This window comes from Duganella sp. LjRoot269 (assembly GCF_964254095.1).
Taxonomy (GTDB): Bacteria; Pseudomonadota; Gammaproteobacteria; order Burkholderiales; family Burkholderiaceae_D; genus Rugamonas; species Rugamonas hordei.
On record NZ_CAXUSL020000001.1, the window covers coordinates 3,462,726 to 3,484,370 of the forward strand.

Below are 21,645 nucleotides of genomic sequence, written 5' to 3' on the forward strand. Positions count from 1 at the left end.
CGTGTGGCTGCGGTTTGTAAGTATTCTTTGTTGACGATTCGGGTAGCGCTATATTTTACAGTTTCATCTTTTACAGTTTCATCGGCCGGACGTAACCCGTCATTTCCAGGTAGGCGCGCCCGGCCGGCTTGCCGTCGCGCTCAAGCGTGACGGCGCCCTCCCAGTAAACGGCGCCGGTCGAGCGGCGCGAGTCCAGCTCCTGGTCGTCCTGCAAGGGGACGATCCGCCAGACCGTGCTGCCTGTGGTGAGCTGCGTCGCGACCGGATACTCGGCATTGGTGCGGGGCGAACGCCACCGCCTTTGCGGGGTAAAACTGACCTGGTCCGGCGAGAACTGCGTGATCTTACCGGATGCATCGCGCCATGTCGCGTGCGCCCATAGTTTAGCACCTGTCTTGCTGCGGACCTGGAAAGCCATCAGCGCGCCGCCGTCGGCCAGGTTGGCGCCCACCCAGTCCCAGCCGCTGGCGGCCGGATCGAGGGCCTGGCTGGACCATTCGTGATCGAGCCAGCTGGCGCCGCTGACGGCGACGGCCTTGCCGGCGCGGGTCACCGTCCCGCTGGTGGTCAGCTGCGGCTCGCTGTAGTAGTAGCTGCTTTGCCGTGGTTGCGGTCCTTTGCGCGAATACCCTTGTTCTCCTTGCAGCAGCACCGGCTGCGACGGCGCCAGCTTCAGGTCCAGCTTGAATTCGGCGGCGTCGAGATGTACCTGGTAGCTGCCGTCGGCGGCGCGCGTCATGCGCCAGTCTTCTAGCTTGAGGTCGGTGTCGCCGACCTTGGCGTAGGACAGGCCGAAGCCTTCGCGCGCGCTGCGCTGGTCGTGCAGCAGCTTGCCGTTGGCCGGATCGGACACGGCGGCATGGCCGATGATCAGCTGCTTAGGCGCGAACTGGCTGGGATTGGCAAGGTCATGCCCGGTGGCGCTGCGGAAGAAGGTGACCTGGAAGCCGAGCGGCTTGCCATCGGCCGTGTTCAGCCAGCCGGTGACGTACCACCATTCGGTCTTGTAGTCGGGGTGAGCGCCGAAGTCTGCGGGGAAGCGCAGCGCGGCGCCAGCCGCCAGCGGAACGACGGTCTTGAATTCCGGCGCGGCGGATCGGGCCGGGGCGGCGGCCAGCAACGGCAGGACCAGGGCGGCGACGGCCCATTTGCGAATACGGCTGAGCATTACCAGTCCTCCCTGACTGCGCGTATCGGTCCGCCCGACAGCGATTGGCGGCCCGCCAGCAGCGCAGTCAGCGCGGCGGCGGCCAGCAGCAGGCCGGCCACGGTGCCCAGCAGCGGCCATGGCAGGTGCAGCTGCATGGTCCAGTGGAACGATTGCGGGTTGACGATAAAGACCAGGATCAGGCTGATGACCCAGCCCAGCACGAAGCCGGTGCCGATGCCAAGCGCTGTCAGCGCGCCGCCCTCGATCGCCAGTATCGACAGGATCTGGCGGCGGGTGACGCCGACGTGCCGCAGCATGCCGAACTCCTTGGACCGCGCCAGCGTCTGCGCCGAGAACGTCGCCGCCACGCCGAACAGGCCGATCACGATGGCGATCGCTTCCAGCAGGTAGGTGATGGCGAAGCTGCGGTCGAATATCTTCATGCTCATGGCGCGGATCTCGGACGGCGCGCTGGTTTCCAGCGAGGCCGCAAACGGCAGGCGCTTCAAGGCCTGCGTGGTGCCGGCGGGCCTGGCGCCCGGCTTGAGCCACAGCGCGGCATTGCTGGCGTCCTGGTCGCCGGTGATGGCGCGGTAGTCGCTCAGCCGCATCTGGATGGTACCGGTCGGCCGCGCGTAGTCGCGCCAGACGCCGGCGACCTGGAACGCATGCAGCTTGCCGTTCAGCGGCAGGTCGATGCGCTGGCCGACATGCATGTCGTACAAATCCACCATCGCTTCCGATACCCACACCGGCGGCGGAGCGCCAGGCCCCGGCACTTGCGTCGCGCCGACGATGGCCAGCGATTTGCCGGGATCGGCGGCGTCCACGTTGCGCGCCATCAGCGCGACCGGTGGGCGGGCGGCGGCCAGCGAGATCGCCCGCACGCGCAGGAAGTCGGCGCTGGCCACGCCGGGCAGGGCGGCGATGGCGGCTTGTTCCTGCGGACGCAACCCGGCCGTGGTGCCACCGCTGGTGGTGCTGACGTAGATATCGGCCGGCAGGATGTGCAGCAGCCAGTCGTCCAGCGACACGCGGAAGCTGGCGACCATGATGGCCATCGCCACCATCAAGCTGAAACTCGACAGCACGCCGCCCAGCGCGATGCCGGCCTGGCTGGATGCGTTGGCCAGGCGCGACAGCGTCAGCGTCAGCACCGGCGACGCGCCCGGCCTGTTGGCGTTGGCCGCACTCCAGCGCAAATGGGCCGCGCGGAACACGATGGCGGCAAGGCGGGGCATCAGGGAGATGCTGCCGATCAGCAGCAGGGCGATCGACAGGTAGCCGAACAGCGGCAGCTCGAATACCGGCGGCGCCTGCGTTAACAGCGCCGCCAGCGCGATGCATGCCAGCGATGGCCAGGCGCGCGACAGGTGCGACATCGCCGCTTCCTCGGTGCCGGATTTGAGCGCGACGGCAGGCTTGGCGCGTGCCGCGTCCAGCGCGGGCGCGGCACAGCCCAGCAGCGCGACGGCGACGCCAAGCGCGAAATAGACCGCTGCCGCGACCGGCGTGAACTGGACTTCCGGCCTCACGCCGGAGAAGAATCCCGCGCCCAGGTCGGCGCCCATGAAGTGCAACGCGGCCGCCGCCATGCCGTAGCCTGCGGCGATGCCGATCGCCGATCCGGCCACGCCGAGGCTCAGGCCCTCGATCATGATCTGGCGCAGCAGGTGCTTGCGATCCATGCCGAGCACGCGCAGCAGCGCGAACTGGCTGCGGCGGCGGATCACCGACAGCGCCTGCGTGGAGAAAACCAGGAAAGCGCCGGTGAACAGCGCGACCAGCGCCAGTACCGTCAGGTTGACGCGGTAGGCGCGGCTCATGCCTTCGTTGCGGCTGTTCTGTTCTTCGTCATTGGGCTGGTTGACGCGGAAGCGGCCCGGATAGTCGCGCTGCAGTTGCTGTTCCAGTTGCGCCTTGAAGGCGTCCCGATTGACGCCGCTGCGCAGCTTGAGGTCGACGCGCGACAGCTGGCCCAGTTTGTTGAAGCGCCATTGCGCGGCGCCGAGATCCATCACGCCAACGCGCTGCCCGGCGCGGGCACGCTGCAGCGGCCCGGCCACGCGAAGATGCAACTGGCCGACGCCGACCTGCAGCGTCAGCGGCGCGCCACCCGCGGGCTTGAGCCATTGCAGTGCCGCGGGCGACAGGAAGATGGCGTCGTCGGCCAACAGGTCGTCCACCTTGTCTTCGGCGGGAGCCCCCACCAGGTCGGGCGAGATGAAGCCGGCGCGGAAGGCATCCACGGCCAGGATCTTCAGGGCGGTGCGTTCACCGGGCACGGAAGCGTCGAACTCCAGCACCGGTGAGGCCACAGCCACGCCGTCGCGTTGCGCCAGCAGCGGATAGATGGTTTCGTCGAAAAACGGTTCGGTGCCGCGCACCTGCACGTCGGCGACGCCAGACAGTCCCTTGATGGCGGACGAAAATTCGTTGAACGCGGCGGCGTTGATCAAATGGATGGCGAAGCCCAGCGAGATGCCGATGGCGATGGCGGCTATCGCCACCAATGCCCGCACGGGATGCGCGCGCCACTCGCCCAGCAGCAGCCAGCGTGACAGGCGAGTATTTGCAGGCATCAATCCGGACATTACTTGGGACACTCCAGCGCCAGCGTGTCGCCGGCGCGTTTGGCGCGCAGCTTGGCGTTATCGAGATTGACTGCGGTGGCGCGGAGTACGTCGTCGTCGGCCCATCGCTTGTTCAATTTGAGCTTGCCGCACCTCTTGCGTTGCACGGCGGCCGCCTGCGCGGACTTGTCGGCTTCGCGCGCGTCCTTGTCCTCACGCTGATGGCGCGCCTTTTCCAGCGCCGCCGCTTCCCTGCCTTGCCGCGCCAGGTCGCGCGCCGCCGCGGGATCCGCCGCCGGCGCCGCCGGCACCTGCAAGGTCGTGGCCGACGCCGCGCCGGCGGGACAAGGCACGTCGCTGTAGCTGACTTTTCCATCCACGGTGCATTTGTGGACGTCCCGGGCGTGCGCCGTCAGGGATGCCGCGCACAGCACGGCCGCGATAGCGAATTTCATGGCAGTTCCCTTCAAAGGATTTTCCCGGGATTCATGATACCCAGTGGATCCAGCGCCGCTTTGATGGCCCGCATCATGTTCAGTTCCACCGCTGATTTATAGTGGGCCAGCTCGTCGCGCTTCAACGCGCCGATGCCGTGTTCCGCCGAAATCGAGCCGCCAAAACCCACCACGCTGTCATGCACGACGCGATTAACCTTGTCCTGGTTGGCGAGGAAATCCTCGTTGAAGATGCCGGCCGGCGGCGCCACGTTGTAGTGCAGGTTGCCGTCGCCCAGATGGCCGAAGCACACCAGCTGGCAACCGGGGAAGGCCGCTTCCAGCAACGGCCCGGTGGCGGCGATGAAGTCCGCGATGCTCGACACCGGCAGCGAGATATCGTGCTTGATGTTCTTGCCGGCCTTGGCCTGCGCCAGCGGGATATGCTCACGCAGCTGCCACAGACCGGCCGATTGCGCCACCGACGTCGCCACCACGGCGTCGCTGATGACGTCGCGGTCGAGCGCCGCGCCGATGGCCCGTTCCAGCAAGCCCACCGCGTGGTCTTCCGATTCGCTGCTCGACAGTTCCAGCAGCACGTACTGCGGATGCGGCGCCGAGAACGGCTTCGGCAGCGTGGGGAACTGCTGCGCCACCAGCTCCAGGCAAAAGCGCGACATCAGCTCGAAGCCGGTCAGGCTGGAGCCGCAGTGGTCCTGCATCAGGCTCAGTAATTGCAGCGCGTGGGCAGGCGAGGGCAGTGCGGCCAGCGCCGTGATGCTGGCCTTGGGCTGCGGGTACAGTTTGAGCACCGCGCCGGTGATGATGCCCAGCGTGCCTTCCGCGCCGATGAACAGGTCGCGCAGATCGTAGCCGGTATTGTCCTTGCGCAGGCCGCGCAAGCCGCTCCACACCTCGCCCTGCGGCGTGACGACCTCCAGCCCGAGGCATAGTTCGCGCGTGTTGCCATAGCGGAGGACCGCCGTGCCGCCGGCATTGGTGGACAGGTTGCCGCCTATCGTGCAGCTGCCTTCGGCCGCCAGCGACAAAGGGAACAGGCAGCCCGCTGCGGCAGCGGCTTCCTGCACCTGCTGGAGGATGCAGCCCGCATCCACGGTCATCGTGCGGTTGACGGCGTCGACCGAGCGGATGGTGTTGAGCCGGGCCAGCGACAGCACGACCGCCGTGCCGCTGGCATCGGGCACGCTGCCCAGCACCAGTCCCGTATTGCCGCCCTGCGGCACCAATGCGACGCGCCACTGCGCGCAGGCGCGCACCAGAGCCGCCACCTGGTCCACCGACGCCGGCCGCAGCACGGCCAGCGCGCTGCCGGTAAAGCGGCCGCGCCAGTCGGTCAGGAACGGCGCCATGTCGGCGGGCGTGTCGAGCACCCAGGCCTCGCCCAGCAGCGACCGGCAGTGCGTCAGGAAGTCCTTCATTTGACGGTGGTGACCTTCACCTTGTCGAGCAATTCCTTGGCCAGCTTCTTCGCCGCCTTCTTATATGGACGCAGGTACATGACGGCGCAGACGAAGTAGACGCAGACGATCAGCGCCTCGCCCCAGCCAAGCCATGCGGATAGGTTGCCCTTGTCGCTCCAGCCGCGCACCACGCCCTCGGTGAAGTACAGCAGTATCATCATCGAGGTCCACTGCAGCGTGTAGATGTCGCGCTTCCAGACGCCGTACAGCGGCAGCAGCAGCGGCAAGGCCTTCAGCACCAGCCACGAACCGCCCGGGTGCAGCGGCGCCAGCACCATCTCCCACAGCACGCACCAGACTATCAGCGTCACCAGGCTGCCGATGGCGCCCCAGTGAAAATATTTTTGCATTGAGTTTTCCATGTTGCGTCCCCGTTCAAGCGACGGCGCGCAGTTTGACGGCCGTTTCGGCCAGGCGCCGGCCCAGCGCGACGGCCAGGCGTTTTTCATCTTCGGTGATGGTCTTCTTGCCATCAAGGCCGGACCAGTGGCTGGCGCCGTACGGTGTGCCGCCGCTGGACGTCGTCATCAGTTCCGGATGGGTGTAGGGCAGGCCGAGCACCATCAGGCCGTGGTGGAACAGCGGTATCATCATCGACAGCAGCGTCGATTCCTGGCCGCCGTGCAGGCTGCCGGTCGAGGTGAACACGCAGGCGGGCTTGCCGGCCAGCGTGCCGGACAGCCATTGGGTGGCGGTGCCGTCCCAAAAATACTTCATGGCCGAGGCCATATTGCCAAAGCGCGTAGGCGAGCCGACGGCGATGCCGGCGCACTCGCTCAGATCGTCCAGCTCCACATACGGCGCGCCGTCGGCCGGCACCTCCGGTTCGGTGGCCTCCGCCACGGTCGACACGGCGGGAACCGTGCGCAGGCGCGCGTCGCAGCCCGGCACGCTCTCGATGCCCTGGGCGATCAGCTCGGCCAGTTTGCGCGTGGCGCCATGGCGCGAGTAGAACAAAACGAGAATAATCAGATTAGGTTGGTTCATCAGCGGTATTATAGGGCGCTTTAGCGGGTGGCATCGTTGTCACTCTTGTATTTCGATTATCGCTCATGTACGAAAAATATATTCATCCGGTTTTACATTATCTGTTCCGCCGCTGCCGCAGCGGTATCGCGACGGTGCGTTCGCTGTCCTGGCCCGAAGTGCGCGACCTGTTTTTATTTGCTCAACGCCGCCTGCGCGAGGAAAGCCTGCCGCAAGTGGCGGGCAGTCTCACTTTTACCACGGTGTTCGCCTTGGTGCCGCTGCTGACCATCGCGCTGGCGATTTTCACCACGTTCCCGCTGTTTAATTCCTTCCGCAGCTCGCTGGAAGCCTACTTCGTGCAGAGCGTGATGCCGAAGTCGATTTCCTCCACCATCCTGAACTACCTGACCATGTTCGCCTCGAAGGCCACGCGGCTGTCGGCGGTGGGCGCGGTGGCGCTGATTTTCACGTCGATCGCGATGATGAACCTGATCGAGCGCGTGTTCAACCGCATCTGGCGCGTGCGCGACGAGCGCCGCTGGAGCAAGCGGATCCTGGTCTACTGGGCCATCGTCACGCTCGGTCCCTTGCTGATCGGCGTGTCGCTGACGCTGTCGTCGCAGGTGTTCATGGCCACCAGCACCCTGGTCGGTGACGTGCCGGTGATCGGCGTGCTGATCTACACCATCCTGTCGCTGGCGCTGACCACGGCCGGCTTCACGCTGCTGTACGTGGCGGTGCCGAACCGCGACGTTGACTGGCAGGACGCGGCCTGGGGCGGCCTGGTGGCGGGCCTGGCGTTCGAGGTGGCCAAGCGCGGCTTCGCGATTTTCATCACGCAGTTTCCGACCTATTCGAAGATCTACGGCGCGCTGGCGGCCTTGCCGCTGTTCTTGCTGTGGGTGTACGTGTCGTGGATGATCACGCTGTTCGGCGCGCTGCTGGTGGCCGCGCTGCCGGTGGTGAAGTACGAGCGCTGGTGGCACGAGGCGCAGCCGGGCGGCGAATTCGTCGACGCGATGGCGATCCTGAAAGTGCTGCACGTGGCCTGCAAATGCGGCGACACGGCGCTGGTCAGCGCCGGCACGATACGCGCGCGCACCCGCCTGGGCTTCGACGAGATGGACATGCTGCTTGAGCGGATGATGGCCGAGGGCTGGGTGGGGCGCGTCAAGGTCGAGGCGCCGTCGCGGGTCCAGTGGGGCAAGCGCGTCAGCGATGGCGGCGACCACTGGGTCATCCTGGCCAACGTCGAGAGGCTGACGCTGGCCGAGGTGTACCGCCTGTTCGTCTTCTCCGGCATGCCGATCAACGCCGGCGTGGTGACTGACAGCGACGATGAGCGCGACCGGCAAGCCGCCCGCGACGCCGCGCAACTGGCGCGCGAGGTGGAAACCGCCGTCGAAAACGGCCTGTCCAAGACGCTGGCCGACCATTTCGGTCCCATCGACTGCCGCTAAACCCTGGACCGTTATCGTGGCTTCGTGATGCAAGAAGCGAACCACATCATCCGCTTCAAGTTCCCGCAAAACTGAACAGCGCATCCAGCACCGCGTCCGGCTGCTCGCTCATCAGCGAGTGGCCGCTGTCCACCGTCACCACCTTGCCGTGCTTGATGGTCGATGTCAGCAGCCTGGTGGACTTGGGCGGCGTCATCATGTCGCGGGCGCCGAACAGGAACAGGGTAGGGCAGCGCACCGCCTGCGCCGCCGCCTCGCCGTTGGCATAGGCGTTACAGGCCGAGAAGTCCGTGTAGAACACCTGCTGCGGATTGATCTGCGAGATGCGCTGCATCAGCCGGCGCGCGCCGCCCATGACGCTGAAGCCGGGCCCCGGACACGAGGGCTTGTGCGCGATCGACGAGTGCGACCAGATGTTGACCATGTCGATGGCGCTCTGCTCATCGCTGCGCGAGGTTTCCAGCAGCGCGTCCGACACTTTCATCGGATAAGTCGAACCTATCATGCCCAGGTGCGTCACGCGCTCCGGCGCCTTGTGCGATGCTTCCAGCGCGATCAATGAGCCCATGCTGTGGCCGAACAGCGCGGCCTTCCGCACGCCGGCCGCGTCCAGCACCTGCAGCAGCCAGTCCACCAGCTCGGCCACGCTGGCCTTGGCCGCGCCCTGGCTGCGGCCGTGACCCGGCAGGTCGACCGCCAGCACGCCATAGCCGTGATGGGCGAAATAGCGTGTCTGCAGCGCCCACACCGAGTGATCATTCTGCGCGCCGTGGATGAAGACCACGGTCGGCAGCGCGGGGTTGAACGGCTTGCCGCCGGTGTAGCAATAGGCGTCCACGCCTTGTACGGTCAGCAGCATCTCAGGCTCCCTTCTGCGACAGCTTCAGGCCGCGCGCCAGGTCTTCGATCAGGTCGTCCACGTCTTCCAGCCCGACCGACAGCCGCATCGTGCCTTCGGTGATGCCGGCCGCGGCCAGCTGCTCGGCCGGAATGCGGAAGTGCGTGGTGGACGCCGGATGGATCACCAGCGACTTGGCGTCGCCGACGTTGGCCAGGTGCGAGAACACCTTCAGCGTGTCGACGAAGCGGCGGCCGACGGCGCGGTCGCCTTTCAGGCTGAACGAGAACACGGCGCCGCAGCCTTTGGGCAGCAGGCGCTTGGCCAGTTCGTAGTCCGGGTGCGTCGGCAGCTCGGGATACGACACCGATTCCACGGCGGGATTCGACAGCAGGAACTCGACCACCTTGCGTGTGTTGGCGACGTGGCGGTCCATGCGCAGGCTCAGCGTCTCCATGCCCTGCAGCACGGCGAAGGCGTTGTGCGGGCTCATGACGGCGCCGAAGTCGCGCAGGCCCTCGCGCCGCGCGCGCAGCGCGAACGGCGCCACGGTCGACTCTTCGGCAAACACCATGCCGTGGAAGCCGTCGTACGGCTCGCACAGCTCCGCAAAGCGGCCGGTCTTGTCGTAGGCGGCCTGCCAGTCGAAGGTGCCGCCGTCCACCAGCAGCCCGCCGATGGCGGTGCCGTGCCCGCACAGGAACTTGGTCGCCGAGTGGAACACCAGGTCGGCGCCGTGCTCGAAAGGCTTCAGCAGGTAGGGCGTGGTGAAGGTGGAATCCAGCATCAGCGGCAGGTGCTGCTCATGGGCGATGGCCGATACGGCGCCGATATCGAGTACGTCCAGTCCCGGATTGCCCAGCGTTTCGGCAAACAGCACCTTGGTCTGCGGCCGGATCGCGGCGCGCCAGGCGTCGAGGTCGCGCGGATCGACGAAGGTGGTGTCGATGCCGAAGCGCTTGAGCGTGTAGGCCAGCATATTGTGCGAACCTCCGTACAGCGCGCGCGAGGCGACGATGTGCGAGCCGGCGCCGGCGATGGTGGCCAGGCCGAGATGCATCGCGGCCTGGCCGCTGGCCGTGGCGATGCCGGCCACGCCGCCTTCCAGCGCGGCGATGCGTTCCTCCAGCACCGCGTTGGTCGGGTTGGAGATGCGCGAGTAGACGTGGCCGGCGCGCTCCATATTGAACAGCGAGGCCGCGTGGTCCGAGTCCTTGAACGCGAACGACGAGGTGAAATGGATAGGCGTGGCGCGCGCACCGGTGGCCGGGTCGGGTGACGATCCGGCGTGCAGCGACAGCGTATCGAAACCGGGGTATTTGGGTCCGCTCATATTGTCTCTGTAGAGTTATAAGTATGCCGCGCATCCTACCCCGAATCGCGCCGTGGCAACAGCACTGCAAAAATGTTGCGTTTTGCTTATCCAGAGCGCTGGATTTTTCTCCGGGCATACGCTACATTCGCTATAAGGCTACAATAACTAGAACCCCCATTCACAGAGCCTATATCAGCGGACAGGACGGCCCAAAATGAAAGTCTCCGAAATTCTTCAGGTTAAAGGCAGCATTCTTTACACGATTTCTCCGGACCAGCCTTTGGTGGATGCCGCCAATACCATGGCGGAGAAGGACATCGGCTCGCTGGTGGTCATGGAGTTTGGCGATCTGGCCGGCATGCTGACCTTCCGCGAGGTGCTGCGCGCCTTGCACGAAAACGGCGGCACGGTAGGCGCCGGCACCGTGCGCAAGCATATGGACGACCATCCGATCACCGTCACCCCGGATACCGAAGTCAACGAGGTGCGCCGCATCATGCTGGAGAAGCATGCGCGCTACCTGCCGGTGATGAACGCCAAGACCATCCTCGGCGTGATCTCGTTCTACGACGTGGCGCGTGCCGTGCTGGAAGCGCAGAGCTTCGAGAACCGCATGCTGAAAGCCTATATCCGCGATTGGCCGGCCGAAACGGCCGATCAGGCGACCGACTAAACAAAAAACGCCATGTGCGCCGCGGCGGTCAAGGCCGCCGCGGCGCACATGGCGTTGTTGTTTTTCGCGTTCCCTTTCAGGCCACGCCTTTTTCCAGCGTGTCGTTACTGAGCCAGCCGTTCAGCGCCGATGCCGTCATCGGCCGCGCGAACAGGAAGCCTTGCGCCAGCGGGCAGCCCAGCGCCTGCAGGATCTGCGCCTGGCGCTCATCTTCCACCCCTTCGGCAATCACCGCCAGGCCCAGGTTGCGGCCCAGCTGTATCACCATCTCGGCAATGCTGCTGCCGCGCGCGGAGCCGGTGATTTCGGTGACGAAGGCGCGGTCTATCTTCAGGCGGTCGATCTGCAGCCGCTGCAGGTAGGACAGCGACGAGAAGCCGGTGCCGAAATCGTCGATTGCGATGCTGACGCCGGTCTGCTTGATCTGGCCCAGCATCTTGATCAGCATGTCCGGCTCTTCCATCGCCATCGACTCGGTGATTTCCAGTTCGACGAATTCCGGCGGCGCGCCCGTGTCCTCGAGCGCCCTGCGCAGCATGTCGAGGAAGTGCGGATGGCGGAACTGCACCTGCGAGACGTTGATCGACATCATGAAATCGTCATGGCCGGCCTTGCGCAGGTCGACCAGCTCGCGGCAGGCGGTGCGCATCACCCATTCGCCCAGGTCGATGATCAGGCCCGAGTACTCGGCGATCGGAATGAAGCGGTCCGGCGAGATGAACTTGCCGTCCGGCGTCTGCCAGCGCAGCAGCGCCTCGGCGCCCACCGGCCGGCGCGTGGCCAGGTCGATCTGCGGCTGGTAGACCACGAACAGCTGGTTCTGGCCGAAGGCGGTGCGCAGCGCGTGCATCATGCGCACCCGTTCGCGGATCTCGACGCCCATCGAGCGCGAGAAGTAGAAGTGGCCGGCGCGCTGCTGCGACTTGGCGCGCTTCAGCGCGATGTCGGCATCCTTGAGCGCGTCGGCGCCGCTGCCTTCGTGCTCGCCAAGGCGCACCAGGCCCAGCGTGGCCGACAGCTGCACGTCCTGGCCGTCGATGCTGTACGGGCGCTGGAACAGCGCCAGGATATTGGCCGGGTTGACCTGCGACGAGTCGCCCAGCACGCAGAAGATGTCGCCGCCGATGCGCGCCACCGTCAGCTGGCCGCCCAGTTCCGACTGCAGGCGTCCGGCCACGGCGACCAGCAGCATGTCGCCGAACTGGTGGCCCAGCGCGTCGTTTGTCTCGGCGAAGTGGTCGAGGTCGACCAGCGACAGCGTGGCGTCGTCGCGCGCCGGGCCGGCCAGCGTGGCGTCGAGGATCTCGACCAGGCGGGTGCGGTTGGGCAGCTTGGACAATTGATCGTAGAAGGCGGCGTTGTGCAGGTGCGTGACCAGCTCGACGTTGTCCAGGCCGACCGCCACGTTGCTGCAGAACACTTCCAGCAGGCGCTCGTCGATCTCGGTCGGCGCGCGGCTGACCTCGAGGAAGGCGACGAAGTCGCGCGAGGCCTTGCCGGCGAAGTACAGGGTGACGAAGTCCGGACCGTACAGGTTGCGCCGCTGCGCCAGCGCCAGTTCCATCGCGTCGTGGATGCGCGGTTCGTCCTGGGCGGTCAGGGTCATGCCGTCCAGCCGGCGGCAGGCGCCGACGGTGGCCATCACCATCAGTTCGTGGCAGCCGTCCTCCGGGCATTCCTGCACGCACAGCACGCCGTTGCCGTCCTGGCCCAGCAGGTCGGTGATCTGCGCCAGCACGCCGGCGGCGAAGTTCTGCACGCCGTGCAGGGTCATCAGCTGGGTGCTGGCGTGGACGATCTGATTGAGGCCGCGGCGGCTGTCGTTGATCTTGCGGATCTGCTCGTACGAGCGGATCGCCGCGGTGACCGTGGTGAACAGCTTGATGCGGGTCAGCTCGGACTTGGTCTTGTAGTCGTTGATGTCGAAATCGCGGATGGCGTCGATTTCCGGCGCGTAGCCGGGCTGGCCGGTGCGCAGGATGATGCGCACGTCGACCAGTTTCAGCGTTTCGCGGATGTAGCGCACCAGATGCAGGCCGGCGTCGTCCTGTTCCATCACCACGTCGAGCAGGATGACGGCGATTTCCGCCTCGTGTTTCAGCAGTTCGCGTGCCTGCCCGGCCGAATATGCATGGACGAATTCCAGCGGGCGCTGCTGCATGTCGAGGTTGCCGAGCGCGAAGGTGGTGGTCGAGTGGACGTCTTCGTCGTCATCGATAATCATTACCCGCCATACGTGGCGGGTACCGGCAGTCGCAGGCGCCGTCGGATGCTCTTCTAAGAATACCAGATCGTCTTGATCATCCTTGGAGTGCTCAAGGGGTGTGATCGGTGGGGGCATGTGTAGCTTCTCCAGGATTTCTCGGTGTTCTTGAGTCAAGTATATAGCGAATTGTTAAAAAGAACGCAGATTTCGGGGGCTGGGGAGGCCGTGTTGTGGGCTTTCGATTGAAACATGATATTTTGCCAATGGAAACTTGTCCATTAGAAATTGTTACGCCAGCGGGACGCGGGGCGCGGCGGGCTGGTAGAATTAGGAACTTTCCACCTTTTTCCAAAGATTCTCTTCTTATGTCCGGCAATACATTTGGCAAATTGTTTTCAGTTACCACCTTTGGTGAGTCGCACGGTCCCGCGATTGGTTGTGTGATCGATGGCTGCCCACCGGGATTGCCTTTGTCGGAAGCGGATATCCAGCCTGAACTGGACCGTCGCAAACCGGGTACATCGCGCCATGTGACGCAGCGCCAGGAGTCGGATACGGTGGAAATCCTGTCCGGCGTCTACCAGGGCGTGACCACCGGCACGCCGATCGCGCTGCTGATCCGCAACGAAGACCAGCGCAGCAAGGACTACGGCAACATTGCAGAAAGCTTCCGCCCCGGGCACGCAGATTACACCTATTGGCACAAATACGGCGTACGGGACCCGCGCGGCGGCGGCCGTTCGTCGGCGCGCCTGACGGCGCCCGTGGTGGGCGCGGCGGCGATCGCCAAGAAGTGGCTGAACCAGCAATACGGCACCGTGTTCAAGGGCTGCATGAGCCAGCTGGGCGATATCGCCGTGCCGTTCCAGGACTGGAGCTACACGCAGGACAACCCGTTCTTCGCCGCCACCGGCGACGCCGACCTGATCGCCCGCATGGAAGCGGCCATGGACGAGCTGCGCAAGGCGGGCGACTCGATCGGCGCCCGCATCGACGTCATCGCGCAGAACATCCCGGTCGGCCTGGGCCAGCCGATCTACGACAAGCTCGACGCCGACATCGCCTACGCGATGATGGGCATCAACGCCGTCAAAGGCGTGGAAATCGGCGCCGGCTTCAAGTCGGTGGCGCAGAAGGGCACCGAACACGGCGACGAGCTGACGCCGACCGGCTTCATCGGCAACAACGCCGGCGGCGTGCTGGGCGGCATCTCGACCGGCCAGGACATCACGGTATCGATCGCCATCAAGCCGACCTCGTCGATCCGCACGCCGCGCCACTCGATCGACAAGGAAGGCAATCCGGTGATGGTGGAAACCTTCGGCCGCCACGACCCCTGCGTCGGCATCCGCGCCACGCCGATCGCCGAGGCGATGCTGGCGCTGGTGCTGATGGACCATGCGCTGATGCACCGCGCCCAATGCGGCGACGTCAAGGTCTCGACCCCGAACATCTCGCTGTAAGCGGTGCCGGTACAAGCCTTCAGCTTCGCCTTATTCCTCTTCTGCTACTACGCACACGCGGGAACCTGGAGCACCTACGCCACGCTGTTCTTTGCCGACAAGGGCATGACGGTGGCGCAGATCGGCGTGCTGATGTCGATGATCCAGGTGCTGCGCATCGTCGGCCCCAACGTCTGGGGCTACGTCGCCGACCACTACGACCGCCGCGTGCTGGTGCTGCGCATGGCCGGCTTCGCCGCGCTGATCGGCTTTTCCGGCTTCTTCTTTGGCGCCACCTTCGGCCACTTCATGCTGGCGATGATCGTGCTGAACCTGTTCACCAGCGGCCAGGCGCCGATCTGCGAAGCGCTGATGCTGTCCGAGATGAAGGGCGACCTGACCTATTACGGGCGCATCCGCATGTGGGGCTCGATCGGCTTCATCGTCTCGGTGACGCTGGCCTCGTACGCGCTGGAGCACTACGGCATCGTCACGCTGCCGTGGGTGGCGGCGCTGCTGCTGGTGCTGACGATAGGCGCCGCCTTCCGCCTGCGCGACGTGCCGCGCCGCGCGCACAAGGAGCCGCCGTTGCCGGTGTTTACGCTGCTGCGCCGGCGCCAGGTGATCGCCTTCTTCCTGTCGACCGCGCTGATGGTGTCGGCCCATGCCTCGCTGTACACCTTTTATTCGCTGTATCTGGAGCGCAACGGCTACAGCAAGACCGTGATCGGCGCCATGTGGTCGCTGGGCGTGCTGGCCGAGGTGCTGCTGTTCTATTTCCAGGCGCCGCTGTTCCGCCGCTGGGGCGCGATGCGCATGATGTACCTGACCCTGGGCGTGGCCGTCGTGCGCTTCCTGATGATAGGCTTCGGCCCGCACGTGCTGTGGCTGCTGATCGTGGCGCAGGTCCTGCACGCGGCCACGTTCGCGCTGCATCATTCGTCGTCGGTGATGACCTTGCAGCGCTGGTTCTCCGGGCCGCTGCAGGCGCGCGGGCAGGCGCTGTACATGAGCCTGTCTTACGGCATCGGCGGCTCGCTGGGCGGCCTGTTCCTGGCGCAGTGGTGGGAGCGGGCGGGGCCGCAGTCGGTGTACTACGTGGCGGCCGTGCTGGCCATGCTGTCGGCGCTGGCCGCCATGCTGTCGTTCCGCTGGCAGGCCGGGGACCGCTACTAGCCAGCCGGCTAGCCCCGGCTGGCCACCGCCTTGCTTCCGACCTCGGTCTGGTGGCGGCGCTCGACCGAGCGCACCACGATGGCGCGCATGTCGTTGAGCAGCGAGAACTCGGTCTGGCTGAGCTGGATGGGCGGGAAGGAATCGTCCCAGTCACCGTACAGGAAGCCGGCCGGCTGGCCGTTCGACGACAGCGGCAGGATGACGAAGCTGCGCGCCTCGGATAGCGAGCTCTTCCACCACAGCGGCAGCTTGGCGGCAAACTTGGCGTCGCGGGCGTTCTCGATGAAGATCACGCGGTCGCTGTTGAGCGCGGCATGGAACACGTTCGGCTCGTAGGCGTCGTCGAAGGTCATCGCCGGCAGCAATTCCCGCGTGCCGTCGCCAAAGCTGATCTTGGCCGCGTACTGGTTTTCCTTGCGGTTGCGCACGAAGGCCACGGCGCGCGAGAAATCCAGGCCCTTGTAGACCGTCTCCAGCGCGATCTGCACCATCTGGCCGGGGCTGGCCGAGTCGAGCACGTCGCGCATGTCGGCCAGGCCGCTGAGCAGGATCTTGTTGCCGGCCGCGCGCTGGCGCGTCTTGGCCAGCGCCTTGGCGCGCCGTTCGGCCGGGCGCGACAGCGGGGCGATGGTCAGGTCGTTGGCGGCCACCACCTTGGCCTGCTCGATGGCGTGCATCAGGTTGCCCGGCTCCACGCCCAGCATGCCGGCGTAGGACTCGGTCAGCGCCTTGACCGCCTCGGCGCCGGCGGCATCGTCGTGCCACAGCGATTCGGCGCACAGCGCCGACATCGTCGACAGGCCGGCGATCCAGTCCGACGCGCTGACTTCGGCGCCCGGCTCCGGCGGCGGCAGGTGGCGCATGCCGGAGATCAGGCTGTGCGGCAGGCCCCAGTGCAGCGCGGCCGCGTGGCCGACTTCCTCCAGGCTCAGGCCCAGCGACTCCGGCGCCAGGTCCTCGACGCGGCGGCCGGCGTCGTCGGCCATGCGTTGCAGCTCGGTCCAGCGCTCGGGCATGTAAAAGGTCAGCATCATGCGGCCCAGCGTGTGCAGCATCGAGCACACCACGGCTTCCTCGCCGTGGCGGCTTTCGGCGGTGTAGGCGATCTGCTGCGCGACGATGCCGGCCAGCACGGCCTTTTCCATTTCAACGTGGGCGATGGTGGCGTCGTTCGAGTCGGCGGCCAGTTCCTCGATCAGTTTCAGGCCCAGCGCCAGGTGGCCGATGGCCTCGGTGCCCAGCACCAGCACCGCCTTCGACACCGTGTTCACATGCTGGCCGAAGGCCGAATACATGCCGCTGTTGGCCAGCCGCAGCACTTTTTGCGTCAGCACCGGATCGGACAGCACGGTGCGGGTCATGTTGAATTCCTGCTCGTCCTCGCCGCGCATGGCGCCGAGGATGGCGGTGATGGCCTTGGCGAAGCCCGGCATGTCGCCGCGGCGGCGCGTGCAATCCCACAACTGGGACAGCGTTTGTCCGCCCAGCGGCGAGCTGGTCTCGAAAGCGGCTTGCATCATTGCGCCACCTGTCGCAGTTCGGCTGGCACCACTTTGACGTGGATGCTTTCCTTGAGCGCCGCCATGGCGACATTGGCCGCCATCGGCTTGCCGGTGAGATAACCCTGGATGTACTGGCAGCCGCGCTGGTCCAGGTATTGCAGCTGCTCCTCGGTCTCGACGCCCTCGGCCACGACGGACAGGTCCAGGTGCTTGGCCAGGTCCAGCACGGCGTTGCAGATGGCGCCGTCCTTTTGCGAATCGGGCAGGTCGCGGATGAAGGTGCGGTCGATCTTGAGCACGGAAATCGGGAAGCGCTTCAGGTAGGCCAGCGACGAGTAGCCGGTGCCGAAGTCGTCGATGGCGATGCGGGCGTTGCGCTCGGCCATCTTGGTCAGCAGGGACTCGGCATGCGCCGGATCGATCATCAGTGTGCCTTCTGTGATTTCCAATACCAATTGCTCACCAAGTAGGCCGGAGAAGGCGATCGCGTCGTCCAGCACGTCGAGAAATTTATCGTTGCGGAATTGCCGCGGGCTGATATTAACAGAGATGTACAGGCTGCGCTTTGCCACCTCCTCGAACTGCTTGAGCTGCACGCAGGCGGCCTTCAGCGCCCACGCCCCCAGCAGGTTGATCAGGCCGTTGGTCTCGGCGATCGGGATGAAGCGGGCCGGCGGCACCATGCCCAGGGTCGGGTGCTTCCAGCGCATCAGCGTTTCGAAGCCCTGGATCTCGCGCGTCCTGGCGTCGACGATGGGCTGGTAGTACAGCAGGAACTCGCCCTCGCGCACGGCCTGGAACATGGCCGCCTCCAGCGAGATGTCGTGCTCGGGCGGGCCGGACTGCGACTGGCTGTAGACCACGCAGCGCGCCTTGCCGGTTTCCTTGGCGCGCGACATGGCGGCGTCGGCCAGCGCCACCAGGCGCACCTCGTCCTCGGCGTGCTGCGGGTAGACCGAGACGCCGACCGAGGCGCCGACGTAGATCGTGTGGCTGTCGATTTCAAACGGCGACTGCAAGGTGGCGATCAGGCGGCCGGTGACCAGCTTGATCTGGGCATCGGTAGCGGTTCCAGGCAGGACCGCGACAAATTCGTCGCCGCCCACGCGAGCCAGGGTGTCGCTGTCGCGCAGCGTCTTGCGCAGGCGGGCGGCGGCCGTGCGCAGCACGGCGTCGCCGACCGGATGGCCGAGGCCGTCGTTGACTTTCTTGAAGCCGTCCAGGCCGATGGTGGCCACGGAGAAGCCCTGGCCCGAGCGGCGCGCGTTGGCGATCACCATGCGCATGCGGTCCGACAGCAGCAGTCGGTTCGGCAGCTCGGTCAGCGCGTCGTGGGTGGCCATGTGGCGCAGCCGTTCCTCGGTGGTGTGCTGCTGGGTCATGTCGCGGCCGACGATCAGCAGTTCGGCGGCGCCGGCGGGATTGGCGTAGCAGGCCACGCGCAGTTCGTGCCAGACTTCGGCATCCGGAGTCTTGATGCGTACTTCCAGCAGGCGCGTGCCGCCCGACTCGTGCACTTCGGCCAGCACGGCCGCCAGCGGCGCCTGGTCGCCCTCGGACAGCAGGGTGGCCAGGAGCCCGCTGGTCAGCGGATGCTGGCTGGAGATCAGCGCGATGGCCCGTTTGCTGGCGAACAGCACTTGCCCCAGCAGATTCAGGCGGAACACAACATCGCCAGCCTCCTCCAGGAGGTTATCCACATCGTAACGGTGAGGCTGGTCTGGAATACTGGAAAACATCGCGAGGATCTAATCTTTCAATTTAAGCATGTAACAATTGGGCTGCTCGAATCTTGCAAAACCAGAACGCAATGTATCACTGATGAGAGTGAAATTACATGAAAAAAGACAACATCCTTGCGACTTTTAAAGAATTCTCCAAGCTTGGGCCGAAAAACGGCATTTCATAGCAAAAAAGGGGGCATTTTGAGGGCTGCGGAGCGCTTTACAAAGCTGTCTTTTCCGACATATTCGACAAAATGCGCGGCGCCCCCGGTATGTGCCGGAAAACCGCACAGGCGCACCGACACCAGGTCGGCCTCGTCGCTGTCGACGTCGCCGGCGTCGACAGCTGCGTGCGTCGCATTGGCCAGCGCGTACAGCAGCCGGTCGCGGATGTCGTCGAACGCTGGCGCCGGGGCGGGGGCGTCGGCGTTCGGCGCCGCCGCGGGGCTGGCGGCGGGTGGCGGGGGCAGGCCGGCGGCGCGCGCGGCGTTGCGCAGCAGCGTCTCGGACACGCCTTCGGCGCGCAGCGCATCGGTCTGGCCGGCGTATGTCTGCCGCAGCGTGGCGGCAAACGCTGCCGCCGTTGGCGACGCCAGGTCGCACCTGATCTGGCTCAAGCGCATCAGGTTGCGCGCCACCGGGCTGATCGCGGTCTGGCAGAAATAGCGGCTCTCGATCAGCAACGCGGTGTCGAAATCGACTTGCAGGCCTTCCACCATCGCGCACAGGATGGCTTCCGGCGCGGGCGCGTGGCCGCCGGTGCGCTCGCGCAGCATGGCCGGCGCCACCTGCAGCAGGGCCAGCACCGGCGCCGAATCGAGCTCGCCGCCGGGCAGGCGCCAGGCTTTCGCATCCCACGGCTGCAGCGCCGGCATATCGGCCTCCAGCGCGTGGTGGACCAGTTCCGCCATGTGTTCCTCGTCGCCGGCCACCGCGTGCAGCAGGCCGGCTTTTTGCGCCTGGCCGGCGCTCAGCGTCGCTCCCTCCAGCAACAGCGGCATGGCGGCCTGCAGCCCGGCCAGGCGCGCGGCGCGGGCGATCTCGCCGGCCACCGGCGTCATGCCCAGGTGTACCTGCGGCAGGCTGAAAGTCGCTTCTTCCAGGCTGATGCGGCGATGGCAGGCCAGCGCCAGCCCCAGCGCATGACCGGTGACCGCTCCGCTCAGCGTGGCGATCACCGGTATGCCCAGGGTTTCCAGCCGGCGCAGCAGGGCGTTGTAGGCGCCCAGCATGTGCATGCAGTCGCCGGCCTGGGCGGTGGTCAGCGCCATCAGGTGTTCCAGCTCGTGGTCGGCGTCGGCCGCCTCGGAATGGAAGCCGATGATGACGCCGTGCAGCTGGGTGCGCTGCGCCTCCAGCTTGTCGATCAGCGCGCCCAGTTCGCGCTGGAACAGTCGGCTCAGCGGGTTGATGGCGCGCGCGGCCAGCATGACGGTGATGGTGCCGCCGTTTTGATGTGTGGTGATCATGCTCATTCCATTCAAACGCGTTCGATGATGGTGGCGATGCCCATGCCGCCGCCCACGCACAGGGTGACCAGGCCGCGCCTGAGGTCGCGCGCCTCCAGTTCGTCCAGCAGGGTGCCGAGCAGCATGCAGCCGGTGGCGCCCAGCGGATGGCCGAGCGCGATGGCGCCGCCGTTGACGTTGACCTTTTCCTCCGGCACGCCCAGCTCGCTCATGAAGCGCATGACCACCGAGGCAAACGCCTCGTTGACCTCGAACAGGTCGATGTCCTTGATCTCCAGTCCGGCCTTGAGCAGCGCCTTGCGGGCCGCCGGCGCGGGACCGGTCAGCATGATGGTCGGGTCGGTGCCGGTGACGGCGGTGGCCAGCACGCGCGCGCGCGGCCGCAGGCCCAGCCGGCTGCCGGCGGCCTTGCTGCCGATCAGCGCCAGTGCCGCGCCGTCCACAATGCCAGAGGAGTTGCCGGCGGTATGGATATGGTCGACGCGCTCGAGCTGGGGATATTTGCGCAGCGCCAGCGCGTCGAAGCCCATCCTGCCGGCCGCCTCGAACGACGGCTTCAGGCCGCCCAGCGCCTCGACGGTGGTGTTCGGTTTGATGAATTCGTCCTCGGCCAGGATTAGCACGCCGTTCTGGTCGCGCACCGGCACCACCGAGCGGAAGCGGCCGGCGGCGCGCGCGGCGGCGGCCTTCAGCTGCGAGCGCATGGCGTAGGCGTCGACCTGCTCGCGGCTGTAGCCGTCCAGCATGGCGATCAGGTCGGCGCCTATGCCTTGCGGCAAGAAATCGGTGCGCAAGCTGGTTTCCGGATCCAGCGCCCAGGCGCCGCCGTCCGAGCCCATGGGCACGCGCGACATCGATTCGACGCCGCCGGCCACCACCAGATCTTCCCAGCCGGAACGCACTTTCTGCGCGGCCAGGTTGACCGCCTCCAGGCCGGAGGCGCAAAAGCGGTTCAGTTGCACGCCGGCCACCTTCCAGTCCCAGCCGGCGGCCAGCGCGGCGGTCTTGGCGATGTCCGCGCCCTGGTCGCCGACCGGCGTCACGCAGCCAAGCACGACGTCGTCGATCAGCGCGGTGTCGAGCTTGTGGCGGTGTTGCAGCTCCTGCATCAGGCCCGACAGCAGCGTGATCGGCTTGACGCTGTGCAGGCTGCCGTCTTTCTTGCCCTTGCCGCGCGGCGTGCGGATGGCCTCGTACACATAGGCTTCGGTCATGGATACTCCTTGTCTAGAC

General features: G+C 66.1%; 17 protein-coding genes. 4 read left to right on the forward strand and 13 right to left on the reverse strand.

Annotation, left to right across the window (positions count from 1 at the left end; translation table 11 throughout):
• Positions 1-70 precede the first annotated feature (70 nt).
• Genes ACSQ3S_RS15575 through wrbA form a run of 6 tightly spaced genes read right to left on the reverse strand, consistent with a single transcriptional unit; the run spans position 71 to position 6,625 of the window.
• Positions 71-1,168, reverse strand: a complete 1,098-nt coding sequence (locus tag ACSQ3S_RS15575; RefSeq protein WP_436142930.1) for a lipocalin-like domain-containing protein — start codon at positions 1,166-1,168, stop codon at positions 71-73.
• Positions 1,168-3,732 carry an FtsX-like permease family protein gene (locus tag ACSQ3S_RS15580; protein WP_436142931.1) on the reverse strand — a complete coding sequence of 855 codons (2,565 nt, stop codon included), beginning with the start codon at positions 3,730-3,732 and terminating at the stop codon, positions 1,168-1,170. The genes ACSQ3S_RS15575 and ACSQ3S_RS15580 overlap by 1 nt, the downstream gene beginning before the upstream one ends.
• Before the next feature lie 11 nt (positions 3,733-3,743).
• The gene (locus ACSQ3S_RS15585; RefSeq protein ID WP_436142932.1) at positions 3,744-4,178 is read right to left on the reverse strand and encodes a DUF4124 domain-containing protein; all 435 of its coding nucleotides are present in this window, start codon (positions 4,176-4,178) and stop codon (positions 3,744-3,746) included.
• A gap of 11 nt (positions 4,179-4,189) precedes the next feature.
• Positions 4,190-5,596 (reverse strand): FAD-binding oxidoreductase, encoded by a 1,407-nt coding sequence (locus ACSQ3S_RS15590; RefSeq protein ID WP_436142933.1) that lies wholly within the window; start codon positions 5,594-5,596, stop codon positions 4,190-4,192.
• Positions 5,593-6,000 (reverse strand): DUF2069 domain-containing protein, encoded by a 408-nt coding sequence (locus ACSQ3S_RS15595; protein WP_176650493.1) that lies wholly within the window; start codon positions 5,998-6,000, stop codon positions 5,593-5,595. The genes ACSQ3S_RS15590 and ACSQ3S_RS15595 overlap by 4 nt, the downstream gene beginning before the upstream one ends.
• Before the next feature lie 13 nt (positions 6,001-6,013).
• On the reverse strand, positions 6,014-6,625 hold the full coding sequence (gene wrbA, locus ACSQ3S_RS15600) for an NAD(P)H:quinone oxidoreductase (RefSeq protein ID WP_176650494.1): 612 nt from the start codon (positions 6,623-6,625) through the stop codon (positions 6,014-6,016).
• A gap of 65 nt (positions 6,626-6,690) precedes the next feature.
• Between wrbA and ACSQ3S_RS15605 the strand changes: the two genes are divergently transcribed.
• Positions 6,691-8,067 (forward strand): YihY family inner membrane protein, encoded by a 1,377-nt coding sequence (locus tag ACSQ3S_RS15605; protein ID WP_176650495.1) that lies wholly within the window; start codon positions 6,691-6,693, stop codon positions 8,065-8,067.
• A 55-nt stretch (positions 8,068-8,122) separates the two neighbouring features.
• Here ACSQ3S_RS15605 and ACSQ3S_RS15610 read toward each other — a convergent pair whose 3' ends face one another.
• Together ACSQ3S_RS15610 and ACSQ3S_RS15615 are read right to left on the reverse strand one after the other, a co-directional pair.
• On the reverse strand, positions 8,123-8,926 hold the full coding sequence (locus ACSQ3S_RS15610) for an alpha/beta fold hydrolase (protein WP_436142934.1): 804 nt from the start codon (positions 8,924-8,926) through the stop codon (positions 8,123-8,125).
• 1 nt (position 8,927) lies between these two features.
• Positions 8,928-10,238, reverse strand: a complete 1,311-nt coding sequence (locus ACSQ3S_RS15615) for an O-acetylhomoserine aminocarboxypropyltransferase (protein ID WP_436142935.1) — start codon at positions 10,236-10,238, stop codon at positions 8,928-8,930.
• A 196-nt stretch (positions 10,239-10,434) separates the two neighbouring features.
• On the opposite strand from ACSQ3S_RS15615, the gene ACSQ3S_RS15620 reads away from it, so the two are divergent.
• A complete protein-coding gene (locus ACSQ3S_RS15620; RefSeq protein WP_176650498.1) occupies positions 10,435-10,893 on the forward strand; it encodes a CBS domain-containing protein in 459 nt (152 codons plus the stop codon).
• A gap of 76 nt (positions 10,894-10,969) precedes the next feature.
• On the opposite strand, the gene ACSQ3S_RS15625 is transcribed toward ACSQ3S_RS15620, so the two are convergent.
• Positions 10,970-13,234, reverse strand: a complete 2,265-nt coding sequence (locus ACSQ3S_RS15625; protein WP_436142936.1) for a putative bifunctional diguanylate cyclase/phosphodiesterase — start codon at positions 13,232-13,234, stop codon at positions 10,970-10,972.
• A gap of 230 nt (positions 13,235-13,464) precedes the next feature.
• On the opposite strand from ACSQ3S_RS15625, the gene aroC reads away from it, so the two are divergent.
• Together aroC and ACSQ3S_RS15635 are read left to right on the forward strand one after the other, a co-directional pair.
• Positions 13,465-14,562: a chorismate synthase gene (aroC, locus tag ACSQ3S_RS15630; protein ID WP_436142937.1), complete on the forward strand. Its 1,098-nt coding sequence runs from the start codon at positions 13,465-13,467 to the stop codon at positions 14,560-14,562.
• A gap of 3 nt (positions 14,563-14,565) precedes the next feature.
• Complete coding sequence (locus ACSQ3S_RS15635) at positions 14,566-15,717, forward strand: MFS transporter (protein ID WP_176650501.1); 1,152 nt, start codon at positions 14,566-14,568, stop codon at positions 15,715-15,717.
• A gap of 8 nt (positions 15,718-15,725) precedes the next feature.
• Here ACSQ3S_RS15635 and ACSQ3S_RS15640 read toward each other — a convergent pair whose 3' ends face one another.
• From ACSQ3S_RS15640 to ACSQ3S_RS15655, 4 genes are all read right to left on the reverse strand, one after another.
• Complete coding sequence (locus tag ACSQ3S_RS15640; RefSeq protein WP_176651234.1) at positions 15,726-17,234, reverse strand: HDOD domain-containing protein; 1,509 nt, start codon at positions 17,232-17,234, stop codon at positions 15,726-15,728.
• Positions 17,234-18,958: a putative bifunctional diguanylate cyclase/phosphodiesterase gene (locus tag ACSQ3S_RS15645; RefSeq protein ID WP_176650502.1), complete on the reverse strand. Its 1,725-nt coding sequence runs from the start codon at positions 18,956-18,958 to the stop codon at positions 17,234-17,236. The genes ACSQ3S_RS15640 and ACSQ3S_RS15645 overlap by 1 nt, the downstream gene beginning before the upstream one ends.
• A 164-nt stretch (positions 18,959-19,122) precedes the next feature.
• On the reverse strand, positions 19,123-20,412 hold the full coding sequence (locus ACSQ3S_RS15650; protein ID WP_436142938.1) for an enoyl-CoA hydratase-related protein: 1,290 nt from the start codon (positions 20,410-20,412) through the stop codon (positions 19,123-19,125).
• Positions 20,413-20,423: 11 nt separating this feature from the next.
• Positions 20,424-21,626, reverse strand: coding sequence for an acetyl-CoA C-acetyltransferase (locus ACSQ3S_RS15655; RefSeq protein ID WP_436142939.1), 1,203 nt, complete (start codon positions 21,624-21,626; stop codon positions 20,424-20,426).
• Between the last annotated feature and the right edge of the window lie 19 nt (positions 21,627-21,645).